The organism is Micromonospora sp. HM134, from assembly GCF_007833915.1.
GTDB lineage: Bacteria > Actinomycetota > Actinomycetes > Mycobacteriales > Micromonosporaceae > Micromonospora > Micromonospora wenchangensis.
Map to the genome: position 1 here is coordinate 1,866,213 of NZ_CP041061.1, position 12,723 is coordinate 1,878,935.

The window sequence follows — 12,723 nt, forward strand, 5'->3', positions numbered from 1 at the left end:
GTGTCTCAGGGCACGACGGTCACCAGCGGGCTCGCCACGCCGTTGGCGTCCACCGACTGCACCTGCAACTTCGCGATCTCACCGCGCGGCGCCGAGGTGGACGCCTCCAACTGGAGATCCTGCGGGTTGGCCGTGGTGCCGTACCCCGTCCCCGGCACCGCCCAGGTGGAGACCACCTCGGTCGTGTCGTTCTTGCGGACCACCACCAGCCGGCAGGTGCGCGGGCCGGGCAACCGGGTCAGGTTGAACCCGATCCAGGTGCCGTACTCCTTGCTGTCCAGCCACATCGTGGTCTTCACACCGGTGCTGCCGTCGGTGGCGTCGAACTGGTCACCCTCGATCTCGGTGCCACCCACCGCCGGCCCCGACCGGGTCGGCTGCGGGCTCGCCGGCCCGTCCACCGGGGTGGACCGGCTCGGCTCGGCGACCACCGGACCGTCGCCGCCGACCGTACCGCCGAAGGTGGCGACCCCGATGCCGCTGAGCGCGCCGACCGCCACCACCGCGGCGGCCATCGTGAGCACCTGCCGGAACCGCGCCTTGCGCCGGTGGGTCCGGACCGCCGACAGGGTACGGTCCAGCAGCCGCGGATCCGTCGCGGTCTGCTCCATCGCCATCATCGTCTCGCCGTCGATGTCGGAGAGCAGCCCCACCACCGGGACCATCGTCTCCAACTCGGCGGCGCAGGCCCAGCAGGTGGCGAGGTGTTCCTCGAACCGTTCGGTGTCCTGCACGTCCAGGACGCCGAGCGCGTACGCGGCGACATCCATGTGGTCTGCCCGGCTCATTCCGTCACCCCCCTCTCCTGTAGGGCCGTGCGCAGCGCGCGCAGCGCGTAGTAGACCCGCGACTTGGCGGTGCCCAGCGGCAGGCCCAGCTCCTCGGCCGCCTCCGGCACCGTCCGCCCGCGGAAGTACGTCGCCACCAGGATCTCCCGGTGCGACTGACTCAGCGTACGCAGCGCGTCCGCCACCGTCATGGTGCGCAGCACCCGGTCGGTGCTGTCCGCCTCGGCGAACGCCGTCAGATCCCGGTCGTACGTCTCGGGCGGGCGGGCCTGCTCGCTGCGGTGCTCGTCGATGGCGATCCGCCGGGCCACCGTGACCAGCCAGGGCCGCAGCGAACCCTGCCCCTGTACGCCCAGCCGGTGCGCGTTGCGCCAGGCCCGCAGCAGCGTCTCCTGCACGATGTCCTCGGCGCGTTGCCGGTCACCGCCGGTCAACCGCATCACGAACATCAGCAGCGGGCCGGCGTGCTCGGCGTAGAGCAGCCGGACCAGCTGGTCGGAGTGGCTCGCCTCGGGCGTCGTCGCCGGGGCCTGGTGCCGCCCGGGCGCCGATCGCGGGGTCACCGGGCCATTCTGGCGATCGGTGGGACCGGCGTCGCCCCCCCGGCCGGACCTCGACGCCCGCGACTGCGGTTGGGCCCGGGCGAACATCCACCCTGGCCTGGCCAGTTCACCGTGCAAGCCGGCCGCGACCGCACTCATCCAGACCTCCTGCTGTCCACCGACATCAGCGGGCCCACGGGGAGGGCGCCGACCGTTGATACGGACCGCTCTTCCCAGCGGATCAACGGCGGACCGAAAAAATTCCGGGCGGCGGCGGCAGCGAGTCGGTGGCGTCCGCGTCGGTGACCACGGCGGCACCGGCGACGAACCGGTCCAGCTCGACGCCGGCCAGCACCCGGCCCGGGAACCAGTCCCCGGCCGCGCGCCGGGTCAGCTCCGGCACCGGCGGCTCGACCCGCCCGGCCACCAGCACCAGGTTGCCGTGCCGCCGCCCGCGCAGCACGGCCGCGTCACCGACCAGGGCGGCCCGGGGCAGCACCGGGCGGACCGTGGCCACCTGGGCACGGGTGTGCCGCAACGGCGGACCGTCGGCCAGGTTGGCCAGGTACCAGCCGGCCGGCGCGAGCACCCGGGCCACCTGTGCGGCGTACTCGGCGCTGGTCAGGTGGGCCGGGGTGCGCGCACCGGCGAAGACGTCGGCGACCACCACGTCGTACGACGCGTCGCGGCTGGACTCCAGGGTGGCGCGGGCGTCGGCGACGCGTACCTTCAGCCTCGGGTCGGCCGGCCAGGGCAGCTCCCGCCGGACCAGCTCCACCAGCGCGCCGTCCACCTCGGCCACCCGCTGCGTCGACCCGGGGCGGGTCGCCTGGACGTACCGGGGCAGGGTCAGCGCGCCACCGCCCAGGTGCAGCACCCGCAGCGGGGCGCCCGGCGCGGCGATCAGGTCCAGCGCCGCGCCGAGCCGCCGGACGTACTCGAACTCCAGGTGGGTCGGGTCGGCCAGGTCCACATGCGACTGCGGCGCGTCGTCGAGCAGCAGCGTCCACGAGCGCGGCCGGTCCGGGTCCGGCACCAGCTCCGCCCGGCCGGTGGCCACGTCCGCCACGATCCGGTCGTCACCCCGACGGCGGCCCATCAGCGGGTCCCGCCGCTGCGGCTGGCCATCAGCGCGTCCCGCCGGTGCGGCTGGCCATGGTCAACGCCCGGTGCAGCAGCCGCGCGTCGCCCAGCATCCCGCGCAGCCGCCGCTCCAACCCGGCGATCGGCACCAGGTTCTGCGGCGCGCGCGGGTCCTTGTACGGCGAGGACGCGAACCGGGGCAGGGTGACCAGCGACAGGTCCGCCAGCGCGACCGCGTCCTGCGGTTCGAGGTCCGGCGAGCACTCCAACCGGACGATCCCGGCCCAGGGCGCACCCACCGCCACCGGCAGCCGCAGGTACCACGACCAGCCGCCCCAGGCGGTGCCCAGCCGGAACACCGGGGACCGCTGGCCGGAACCCAGCCCGGTGACCACGGCGGTGAGCCGGGCGTCGAGATACTGGCTGTGCTGTGTCTTGATGTAGCCCAGGGTGCGCGGCAACTGCCGGCGGGCCCGCAGCGGACCGTCCACCACCAGCAGGTCCCCGTCGGTGCGGGCCGAGTCGGACACGGCCACCTCCAACGCGGTCAGCGGGGCCTGCACCGCCGCCGGCAGCTTGCTCAGCTCACCGGTGCCGCCCACCCGGTGCACCGGGTAACGCACCTGCCCGCAGGTCACCTCCTGCGCCGACGGGCTCGCCGTGAACAGCCCCCGCCCCACCCGTGCCCCGGCCAGCTCCGCCGCGCCGCGCTCCAGGTCGCAACGGACCACCCCGGCCGCGTACGAGGCGGCGATCCCCGGGTACGACGCACCGTCCTCCTCGGCCGTCCACACGCTGGCGTCGATCCGGCGTACCCCGTCGACGAGCAGCACCACGTCCGGCGCGGTCACCCCGGACCGGGGGCCGATCGCCCGCCAGTCCACCGCCGGCAGTTCCACGTCGGTGTCGACCTGGGTGCTGCTCGGCGCGACCGGCCCGCCCGGGGTCGCCTCGAACGACGCCCCGTAGGACGGGTCCCAGGCGTCCACGAACAACTGTGGCCCGGTCACGTCACCGCCCCACTCACCGGCCGGTCCCGTTCGTTCGCGGCTGCGGGGCTCCGCTGCGCTGCGCTCCTCGCGCTCACCGGTCCGACCTTTCGTTCGCGACTGCGGGGCTCCGCTGCGCTGCGCTCCTCGCGCTCACCGGCCGGTCCGTTCGACGTGGGCCGTGCGGGCGTCCTTGCGGACCTCGAAGCGCACCGGGATGCGCTCGGCCAGCGCCGGCACGTGGGTGACCACGCCGACCATCCGGTCGCCCCGGGCGGCCAGGCTCTCCAGGGTCGCGGCGACGATGTCCAGGGTGGCCGCGTCGAGGGTGCCGAACCCCTCGTCCAGCACGATCGACTCCAGGCTCGCCGCCGTGGTGGACATGCCGGCGAGCTGCTCGGACAACGCCAGCGCCAGGGCCAGCGACGCCTGGAACGTCTCCCCGCCGGACAGCGTCCGCACCCCCCGGCGCAGCCCCGCGTCGTGGTGGTCGACCACGAAGAACTCGCCCTTGTCGTGGACCAGGTCGTACTGGCCCTGGGACAGTTCCCGCAGGATCCGGGAGGCCCCGTCGACCAGCAGGTCCAGCGCCTCGGCCAGCAGCCACCGTTCGAAGTTGTTGGCCCGCAGGTGCCCGGCCAGCGCCCGCGCCGTACGCGCCTGCCGCTCGTGCTCGGCGCGCTGTTCCCGCAGCTCGACGGCCTGCGCCCGGCGTTCGGTGATCCGGCGCAGGTCGGCTTCGGCCCGCTCGGCGGCCACCGCCACCGCCTGCGCGGGGTCGTCGGCGGGGGGCAGCCCGGCGGCGTCGAGCAGGCCGCCGAGGCGTTCCTCGACCCGCTCGGCGGCCGACTGCGCCTCGGTCACCGAGGCCACCAGCCCGTCCCGGTCGGCCCGCCGCTGCCGGGCCTGCGCGCCGGCCCACTCCACCAGGGCCGTCCAGGCGGCGGCCACGTCGTCCCGGTCGGTGGCCGGCGGGCCGAACCGGGCCAGCCCGTCCCGGGTGCCGTCGAAGTCCCGCCAGGCGGCCCGTAGCCGCTCCTCGGCCGTGTCCGCCGCGCCCCGGGCCCGGCGGGCGGCGTCCCGGCCGCCGCGCACCGCCACCGCCGCCTCGTCCAGCGCCCGGCGCAGCCGGGCGTGCTCGGCGAGCTGGTCGCGCAGCGCCGCCGGGGTGGCCGCCCCGGCGAGCTGCCCGGCCAGCTCGGTCAGCCGGCCGCGCAACTGGTCGTGCTGGGCCCGCAGCCGCACCAGCGCCCGCTCCTGCTCCCGGGCCGTCGCGTCCCGCTCGTCGACCAGCGCCTGCGCGGCCTTGCTGGCCGCCCGCGCCGCCTTGCCGGCGGCGGTCGCCGCGGCCACCGCCGAACCGGCCGGCACCGCCGGCACCCGGGGCACCTGCTGCTCGCAGACCGGGCAGGTCGCGCCGTCGACCAGGTGCGCCCGCAACGCGACCGCCTGGTCGACGGTCTTGGCCTCCTCGTGGGCCCGGAACGCCGCCTCCAGCTCGGCCTCGGCCCGCGCCGCCGCCTCCCGGGCCGCGCCGAGCGCCGTCGTCGCCGCGTCGTGGCCGGCCTGCGCCGCCGCCAGCGCCGCCCGGGCCGTGTCCGCCTCGCCGGTCAGCCGTTCCGCATCGGTGTGCGCCCGCAGCAGCAGCCGCAGGGCGCTCTCGTCGCCCGCGCCGGCCAGCTCGCCGCGCAGCTTCTCCTCCTGCTCCTCGGCCAACGCCACGGTGCGGGCCGTCGCGTCGACCGCCTCCCGTGCCGTGCTCACCGCGTGGGCCACCTCGGCCACCCCGGCCGGGGCGCGCACCCCGGCCAGCCCGGCCAGGTCGGCGTCGAGCGCGGCCAGCGCCGCCGTGGCCTCGCGGGCCGCCCCCCGGGCCCGCTCCCGCTCCGGTACGGCCGCCGCGACCGCCGCCGACAGCTCCCGCACCCGGTCGACCCGGGCGGACGCGGCGGCCAACGTCTCGTCGTCGACGTCGGTCAGCCCGGCGAGCATCCGGGCGACCGCGTCCAGCTTCGCCTCGGCCTGCCCGGCCCGTTCGGTGGCCCGCTTCTGCACGTTCTCGTAGACGCCGAGACCGAGGAGGTTGACCAGGATCTGCTGCCGGGTGGCCGGCTTGGCGTGCAGGAAGTCGGCGAACTGCCCCTGCGGCAGCACCACGCAGGAGGTGAACTGCTCGTACGGCAGCCCGACCGCGTCCAGCACGGCACCGTCCATCTCGGCCGGGGTGCCGGCCAGCACCTCGCCCAGGTCCTCCGGGCTGAGCCCGGTGTCGAGCTTGGTCACGTCGAACCCGGGGGGCATCAGTTGCAGCCCGGCGTTGGCGGTCTTGACCGCGCCCCGGCCGTCGCGGCGGACCACCCGGGTCGCCACGTACCGGTCGCCGGCCGACTCGAAGACCAGCCGGACCCGGGCCTCCACCGCCGACGGGGCGAGCGCGTTGGCCAGCCCCCGCGCGCCACCCCAGCGGGGCACCGCGCCGTAGAGGACGAAGCAGATCGCGTCCAGCACCGTCGACTTACCCGAACCGGTCGGCCCGACCAGGGCGAAGAAGTCGGCGTCGGTGAAGTCGACGGTGGTCTCGTCGCGGAAGACGGTGAAGCCGGCCAGGTCCAGCCGCATCGGTCGCATCAGCGCTCCACCTCCTCCAGCAACTCGTCGAAGAGGTCCCGGACCCCGTCGTCCTCGTGCCCCCGGCTGCCCAGGTAGTCGGCGAACAGCTCGCGGGGCGACCGGCCGGCCCGCTGGGCGACCCGGGTGCCGCTGCCCGGGGCGGGCAGCAGCTCCGGGTCGATCCGGATCTCCAGCGCGCGGGGGAACAGCTCCTGCACCTCCTCCCGCAGCCCGGCCCGGGGCTGTTCCCGGACGAACACCCGCAGCCAGCCCTCCGGCGGGTCCGCCTCGCTCAACTGGGCGAGGGTGCCGCGCACCGTGCGCAGCGGCACCGCCGCCGCCACCGGCACCTCCCGGATGCGGGCGGCCGAGGTCGCGCTCACCTCGACCAGTGTCACCGAGCAGACGTTCTCCTGCTCGCCGAAGTCGACGGCGATCGGGCTGCCGCTGTAGCGGATCGGGCACGGCCCGATCACCCGCTGCGAACGGTGCAGGTGCCCCAGCGCCACGTAGTGCGCGGTGCCCGGGAAGACCGAGGCGGGCACCGCGTACCCGAGGACGGTGTGCGCGTCGCGCTCGCCGCCGCCGGTGCTCGCCCCGACCACGGTGAGGTGGGCGGTCACCAGGTGCACCCGGTCCGGCTCGGTGAAGCCCTCGGTCAGCTTGGCCAGCACCCGGCCGAGGTGGTCGGCGTACGTCTGGGTGGCCTCGGCGGCGGTCAGCTCGTACATCTCCACCGCGCGGACGGCGTACCGCTGGGACAGGAAGGGCAGCGCGGCGAGCTGCCAGCGTTCGCCTGCGGCGGTGACCCCGTCGACGACGTGCTCGGCCGGATTCTCCCGGACCCCGCCGCGTAGGGTGATCCCGGCCGCCTCCGCCCAGGGGCGCAGCGCGTCGAGGGCGTTGCCGTTGTCGTGGTTGCCGCCGATCGCCACCACGTCGGCCCCGGTCCGCCGCAGCGCGGTCAACGCCCGGGTGACCAGCCGGGTCGCCTCCGGGCTGGGGGCGGCCGTGTCGTAGAGGTCACCGGCGACGATGACCAGGTCGGGGCGTTCGGCGTGGGCGATCTCGATCACCCCGGCGAGCACCTGCTTGTGCTCCTCGGCCCGGGACTGTCCCTTGAGCACCTTGCCGACGTGCCAGTCGGAGGTGTGCAGGATCTTCATGGCGGCCAGCCCCCTAGAACGGAATGTCGTCGTCGACGCCGCCCGAGCCGACCACGGCGAACGGGTCGATCGAGCCGGTGATCGAGCGCAGCGTCTCCGACGGGGCCCGGCCGGCCTCGGACACCCGGGTCGCCCAGGCCGGGAAGGGGAACTCCAGGCACAGCGGGACCGGGATGTCGGGCTGGTTGACGAACATGGTGCCCGGCTTGGCGAGCAGGGCGCGTTGCCGCTGGGCCGGCGGGAGGAAGCCGTACTCCGGGCGGGACGCCTCGGCCGGGTCGAGCCGGCCCACCACCCGGATCGCCGAGTTGGTGACGATCCGCCGTTCGACCTCGCTCGCCGTCTGCTGCGCGCCGACCAGGATCACCCCGAGCGAGCGGCCCCGCTCGGCGATGTCGAGCAGCACCTCCTTGATCGGGGAGGAGCCCTCGCGGGGGGCGTACTTGTTCAGCTCGTCGAGGACGACGAAGAGCAGCGGCTTGGCGGTGCCGGCCTTCTCCTTGCGTTCGAACTCGCCGCGCAGCGTCACGCCGACCACGAAGCGCTGCGCGCGGTCCGGCAGGTTGTGCAGGTCGACCACGGTGACCTGGGCGCTCTCGGCGGTGTTGATGGCGTGCGGGCGGCGGGTGGCCAGGTCGCCGCGGATCAGCCGGGCGAGGTCCTTCTTGCTGCCGATCAGCCGGCGGGCGAACGCGTTGACCGTGCCCAGGCCGACCGCGCTGCCGGCCCAGTCACCCCGGGTCTCGTCGTCGTTGAGCTGCTCGACGATGTGGTCGACCAGGTCGCCGTAGGAGCCGAGGCGCACCCCGTCGACGCTGACCCCACCGTCGGCGGGCTGGGCGTAGCGGGCCAGGTGGGCGGTGACCGAGTGGACCACCATCGTGTACTGCTGGCGTTCGTCGTCGGCGTCGGCGAAGACGTACGGCAGGAGGCGGTCGGCGCAGAACTCGCTCAGCGTCCAGTAGAAGGCGTCGACGCCGGTGAGCCGACTGCTCACGTCGGGGGTGCCGGAGGCGTCGCCGACCCGGGGCGGGGCGTACACCCGCACGTCGGGGAACGCGCCGGCGGCCAGCCCCAGCCTGGCGTACGCGGCCCGGGTGGTGTCGTCGAGACGGGCGTTGGGATGGTCGAGGAAGAGCAGGTCCTCGCCCTTGACGTTGAAGATCAGCGCCTTGGCGTTGACCGCGTCGCCGCCGAGCACCCCGGAGCGGAACACCGAGTAGAGCAGGAAGGTGGCGAAGCTGGTCTTGGTGGCGACCCCGGAGATGCCGGAGATCGACACGTGCGCGCCCCGGCTGCCGTCGAGGAAGTCGGCGTTGAGGTAGACCGGGACGCCGTCGCGGCCCATCCCCATCGGGATGCGCCGTTCCATCCGGTCGAAGTGCAGCGCGCGGGCGCGGGCGTCGCCCTCGGCCCGGTGCACGGTGGCGCCCGGCGCGGGCGGCACGTACAGCTCGGGGTCGACCCGGGTGGTGGTGATCTCGGCGGCCTCCTGCACCTGGGCGGGGAGGGTGCCGTCGGCGATGGCGAAGACGTCCGACTCGAACTGGGCGCCCTCGTGCCGGGCGCGGACCTGGGTGACCACCCCGGCGATGGTGACCGGCTCCCGGTCGGGCAGGTCGCGCCGGGTGACCACCACGTCGTCGAGTTGGAGGTAGCTGCCGGGCGAGACGGCCGTCCAGAACTGCAACGGGGTGGCGTCGGCGGTGCCGAGCACCCGGCCGACGGGCTCGCCGGGGCTGTCGATCCGGCCGTCGATCCGGTCGTCGGTCATCCGCGGGCTCCGGTCAGCTGGTCGTCTCGGTCAGGGCGCACGCCCTGCATCCTGCCCGAGGAGTGCGACAGGTTGCCACGCGACGCGGCGGAGGCCACCGGTGGGCCGCCGTCGACGCCCGGCCGACCGCCGTCGTCGCCGCCGGTTCGGTGACCGCAAGGGACGGTGCGGTCACGGTCGGTCGACTTTTTCCCGCGCGGCGACGGTGTTTGCGCAGGTGACGGGCCCGGCGGAAATCCGGGGAAAAAAATCCCCGCCGAGGGCGTGACAGAAACCGACCGGTTGGGCTGAGAATAGCCACAGCCGACATCGAGGATCTTCTTCCTTCGGTGCCGGCCGTCACGTCCGTAACCTGCGGACACGTGACCGGCCCGCGGTCCACCACCGTCGGGTCGTCGTCAGTCGGCACCCCCCCGACTGTCCCTGTGGAGGCAGAACCCCCATGCGCCGAACCCCCCTGTTGAGCGGCCTCGCCACGGCCGCTCTCCTGGCCACCGCCGTCACGGTGCCCACCGCGGCCACCGCCGCGCCCGCCGGCCCCGCCGCCGACCCGTTCGCCCGCGCGGTCGCCCAGCTCAAGTCCCACTCCGGTGCCGGCCTCGCCGCCGACGGGCAGACGTTCACCCCGCGCAACGTGGTGACCGACGCCGACGGCACCGAGCACGTCCGGCTCAACCGTTACTCCGACGGCCTGCCCGTCCTCGGCGGTGAGGTGGTCGTCCACCTCGGCAAGGGCGACTCCTGGCGGGGTGCCACCCACGGCCTCGCCCACGCCCCGCAGCGCGCCCCGAAGGCCACGCTCAGCGAGGCCGCCGCCGGCAAGATCGCCTACGCCGCGTCGACCGCCACCGGCCGCTCGGTCGCGGGCGCGCAGCTGGTCTTCGACGCCGGTCGGACCGCGACCGCCCTCGCCTACGAGGTGGTGGTGGCCGGCACCCACGCCGACGGCACCCCGAGCGAGCTGCACGTGCTGGTGGACGCCACCACCGGCGCGGTCCGCGACTCGTGGGAGGGCGTGCAGCGGGAGGGCACCGGCAACACCTACCACTCCGGCACGGTCTCGGTCGGCAGCACCCTGTCCGGCAGCACCTACCAGCTCGCCGACCCGGCCCGGGGCAACCACCGCACCTACGACCTCAACGGCAAGACCAGCGGCACCGGCACCCTGGTCACCAGCACCAACAACGTGTTCGGCAACGGCACCCTGAGCAACCGGCAGACCGCCGCCGCCGACGCCGCCTTCGGCGCGCAGAAGACCTGGGACTACTACAAGAGCGCGCACGGCCGCAACGGCATCCGCAACGACGGTGTCGGCGCGTACAGCCGGGTGCACTACAGCAGCAACTACGCCAACGCCTTCTGGCAGGACGCCTGCTTCTGCATGACCTACGGCGACGGCGGCTCCGGCTGGTACCCGCTGACCTCGCTGGACGTGGCCGGGCACGAGATGACCCACGGCGTCACCAGCAACACCGCCGGGCTGCGGTACAGCGGCGAGTCGGGCGGCCTCAACGAGGCCACCAGCGACATCTTCGGCACCCTGGTCGAGTTCTACGCGGCCAGCGCCAAGGACCCGGGCGACTACCTGATCGGGGAGAAGCTGCGCAGCACCGGCACCCCGCTGCGCTACATGGACAAGCCCTCCAAGGACGGCAAGTCGGCGGACTGCTACAGCAGCTCGGTGGGCGGCCTGGACGTGCACTACTCCTCGGGCGTGGCGAACCACTTCTTCTACCTGCTCGCGGTGGGTAGCGGCACCTCGTCGTACGGCACCAGCACGACCTGCAACGGCACCACGGTCGCCGGCATCGGCAACACCAAGGCCGGGGCGATCTGGTACCGGGCGCTGACCCGCTACATGACCTCCACCACCAACTACAAGGGCGCCCGGACGGCGACCCTGTCGGCCGCGACCGACCTGTACGGCGCGACCAGCGCCGAGTACAAGGCCGTCGCCGCCGCCTGGGCGGGCGTGAGCGTCAGCTGACCCCGCCGGGCCGGCGTTCGACACGCCGACCCCGAACGTCTCGAACGTGGGGCGTGGGCACACCGACCGGGTGGCCCACGCCCCGCGCCGCGTCCGGGGGAGGCCACCCGGTTCAGCCGGCGGGCGCGGCCCCGGCGGAGTCGACGCCGGGCGCGTCGCGGGCGTACCGCAGCATGAGTACGCCGTCGGCGGCGGCCAGCGTGTGCCGCAGCGGCAGCGACCGGGGCGGGCTGGCCGGGCCGGCCGTGATCCGTCCCGGGCCGGCCCCGGCCAGCAGCGGGGCGACGGTGACGCAGAGTTCGTCGACGAGGTCGGCGGCGGTGAGCGTGCCGAACAGGTGCGGGCCGCCCTCGCAGAGCAGCTGCCCCAGCCCCCGCCGGCGCAGCGCGGCCAGGCCGGCGGCGAGGTCGACGTCGTCCCGGCCGACCCGGACCAGGTCGACGACGTCGGTGAGGCCCGGTGGCGCGACCGCCGTCCCGGTGGTCAGCACGACCGGGCGCACCGGCGCGTCGGCGAACGCGGCCTGGGCCGGGTCGAGCCGTAGCGACCGGGAGACGACCGCCAGCGTCGGGTACTCGGCCAGGCCGTGCGCGCGTCGCCAGGCCCGGCGTTCCGGGCTGAGCCGCACCGCCCGGTAGCCCTCGTGCCGTAGCGTGCCGGCGGCCACCAGCAGCCCGTCGCAGAGCATCCGGAGCAGGCCGAAGACCCGCTTGTCCGGCGCACCGGACAGGCCGGCGGAGTAGCCGTCCAGGGTGACCGCGCCGTCCGCGCTGGCCACGAAGTTGACCCGCAGCCGGGGGGTGCCGGCGCGGGCGTAGAGCGCGGTCAGCGCGGCGTCGTCCAGCGGGCCGTCGGCGGGCGTGGGCCAGATCCGCCAGATCGGGATTCCGACGCTCATTCGCCGGCCGGACCGGTGACCGGAGGGGTGGGTGCGGGGGTACGGTGCTGACAGTCGCACCACTTCCGGCCGGGGCAGTCGTCGTGCCGCCGCTGTCGGCACGCTCGGCAGATCATGCCGGCAGCCTATGCGGTGGGTGGAGGGGGCAGCATGTCACGTCAGATCTTCCAGCTGAAGGTGTCCCTCACCGGGGTCCGCCCGTCGGTCTGGCGGCGGGTGCTGGTCCCCGGCGGCTACACCCTCGACCGGCTGCACCGGGTGGTGCAGCACGCGATGGGTTGGCGGGACTGTCACCTGCACGCCTTCGAGATCGACGGCGTGCAGTACGGCGAGCCCGACCCGGACGCGGAGCCGGCGGTGCGCGACGAGCTGGACGTCCGGCTGGACGCGGTGGCCGGCAAGGGCAGCCGGTTCGGCTACGTCTACGACTTCGGTGACTGGTGGGAGCACGACCTGGTGGTGGAGGACGTCCTCGCCGCCGATCCGGACGGGCGTTACCCGAGTTGCCCGCAGGGTGCGCGGGCCTGCCCGCCGGAGGGGGTCGGCGGCCCGGCCGGGCAGCTCCTGCTGCTGGCGGCGCTTGCCGATCCGCACCACCCGGAGCACGTCACGATGCGGGACTGGGCGGGTCCCGGGCACGACCCGGCGGCGTTCGACGCGGGTCGGGCGACCACCCTGCTGCGCCGCTTCTGCTGATCTCCGTCCCCGCGGGGTCATCACATCGGGCGGCGTAAACGCGATAGCTGGTAACGATCTGGGAACGCTCCCAACGGTCTATTGACACCCCCGACACCTCCCGGCAATCTCATGGGAGCGTTCCCAAGGGCGTGGCGCGGATCACCCGCGACCACCCCAGACCGACCGGCGATCACCGCCGGACCGGCCG

Annotated in this window: 10 protein-coding genes; 2 read left to right on the top strand and 8 right to left on the bottom strand. The window is 74.8% G+C overall.

Annotated features, from left to right (window positions below; all coding sequences use genetic code 11):
* Positions 1–5: 5 nt before the first annotated feature.
* The 7 genes from FJK98_RS08625 to FJK98_RS08655 all read right to left on the bottom strand — a co-directional run bounded on the left by FJK98_RS08625 (position 6) and on the right by FJK98_RS08655 (position 8,952).
* The gene (locus tag FJK98_RS08625) at positions 6–788 is read right to left on the bottom strand and encodes an anti-sigma factor (protein ID WP_145918552.1); all 783 of its coding nucleotides are present in this window, start codon (positions 786–788) and stop codon (positions 6–8) included.
* Positions 785–1,489 carry a sigma-70 family RNA polymerase sigma factor gene (locus FJK98_RS08630; protein ID WP_145918553.1) on the bottom strand — a complete coding sequence of 235 codons (705 nt, stop codon included), beginning with the start codon at positions 1,487–1,489 and terminating at the stop codon, positions 785–787. Before FJK98_RS08630 ends, FJK98_RS08625 begins: the two co-directional genes overlap by 4 nt.
* A gap of 82 nt (positions 1,490–1,571) precedes the next feature.
* A complete protein-coding gene (locus tag FJK98_RS08635) occupies positions 1,572–2,429 on the bottom strand; it encodes a spermidine synthase (protein ID WP_145918554.1) in 858 nt (285 codons plus the stop codon).
* Between the two features lie 28 nt (positions 2,430–2,457).
* Entirely contained in the window at positions 2,458–3,423 is a 966-nt protein-coding gene (locus FJK98_RS08640) for a hypothetical protein (RefSeq protein WP_145918555.1), read from the bottom strand.
* 132 nt (positions 3,424–3,555) lie between these two features.
* Entirely contained in the window at positions 3,556–6,030 is a 2,475-nt protein-coding gene (locus FJK98_RS08645; RefSeq protein ID WP_145918556.1) for an AAA family ATPase, read from the bottom strand.
* Entirely contained in the window at positions 6,030–7,178 is a 1,149-nt protein-coding gene (locus FJK98_RS08650; protein WP_145918557.1) for an exonuclease SbcCD subunit D, read from the bottom strand. Before FJK98_RS08650 ends, FJK98_RS08645 begins: the two co-directional genes overlap by 1 nt.
* Before the next feature lie 13 nt (positions 7,179–7,191).
* Positions 7,192–8,952, bottom strand: a complete 1,761-nt coding sequence (locus tag FJK98_RS08655; protein WP_145918558.1) for an ATP-binding protein — start codon at positions 8,950–8,952, stop codon at positions 7,192–7,194.
* Positions 8,953–9,394: 442 nt separating this feature from the next.
* On the opposite strand from FJK98_RS08655, the gene FJK98_RS08660 reads away from it, so the two are divergent.
* On the top strand, positions 9,395–10,939 hold the full coding sequence (locus FJK98_RS08660; RefSeq protein WP_145918559.1) for a M4 family metallopeptidase: 1,545 nt from the start codon (positions 9,395–9,397) through the stop codon (positions 10,937–10,939).
* 112 nt (positions 10,940–11,051) lie between these two features.
* On the opposite strand, the gene FJK98_RS08665 is transcribed toward FJK98_RS08660, so the two are convergent.
* Positions 11,052–11,837, bottom strand: a complete 786-nt coding sequence (locus FJK98_RS08665) for a pyrimidine reductase family protein (RefSeq protein WP_145918560.1) — start codon at positions 11,835–11,837, stop codon at positions 11,052–11,054.
* A 150-nt stretch (positions 11,838–11,987) separates the two neighbouring features.
* Here FJK98_RS08665 and FJK98_RS08670 point away from each other — a divergent pair, with 150 nt between their 5' ends.
* Positions 11,988–12,533: a plasmid pRiA4b ORF-3 family protein gene (locus FJK98_RS08670; RefSeq protein WP_145918561.1), complete on the top strand. Its 546-nt coding sequence runs from the start codon at positions 11,988–11,990 to the stop codon at positions 12,531–12,533.
* Positions 12,534–12,723: the final 190 nt, after the last annotated feature.

Excerpts from the sequence above, each read along its gene's own strand:
- FJK98_RS08630 (WP_145918553.1), bottom strand. The coding sequence starts at position 1,489 with ATGAGTGCGGTCGCGGCCGGCTTGCACGGTGAACTGGCCAGGCCAGGG.
- FJK98_RS08670 (WP_145918561.1), top strand. The coding sequence starts at position 11,988 with ATGTCACGTCAGATCTTCCAGCTGAAGGTGTCCCTCACCGGGGTCCGC.
- FJK98_RS08660 (WP_145918559.1), top strand. The coding sequence starts at position 9,395 with ATGCGCCGAACCCCCCTGTTGAGCGGCCTCGCCACGGCCGCTCTCCTG.
- FJK98_RS08655 (WP_145918558.1), bottom strand. The coding sequence starts at position 8,952 with ATGACCGACGACCGGATCGACGGCCGGATCGACAGCCCCGGCGAGCCC.
- FJK98_RS08665 (WP_145918560.1), bottom strand. The coding sequence starts at position 11,837 with ATGAGCGTCGGAATCCCGATCTGGCGGATCTGGCCCACGCCCGCCGAC.
- FJK98_RS08645 (WP_145918556.1), bottom strand. The coding sequence starts at position 6,030 with ATGCGACCGATGCGGCTGGACCTGGCCGGCTTCACCGTCTTCCGCGAC.
- FJK98_RS08635 (WP_145918554.1), bottom strand. The coding sequence starts at position 2,429 with ATGGGCCGCCGTCGGGGTGACGACCGGATCGTGGCGGACGTGGCCACC.
- FJK98_RS08650 (WP_145918557.1), bottom strand. The coding sequence starts at position 7,178 with ATGAAGATCCTGCACACCTCCGACTGGCACGTCGGCAAGGTGCTCAAG.
- FJK98_RS08625 (WP_145918552.1), bottom strand. The coding sequence starts at position 788 with ATGAGCCGGGCAGACCACATGGATGTCGCCGCGTACGCGCTCGGCGTC.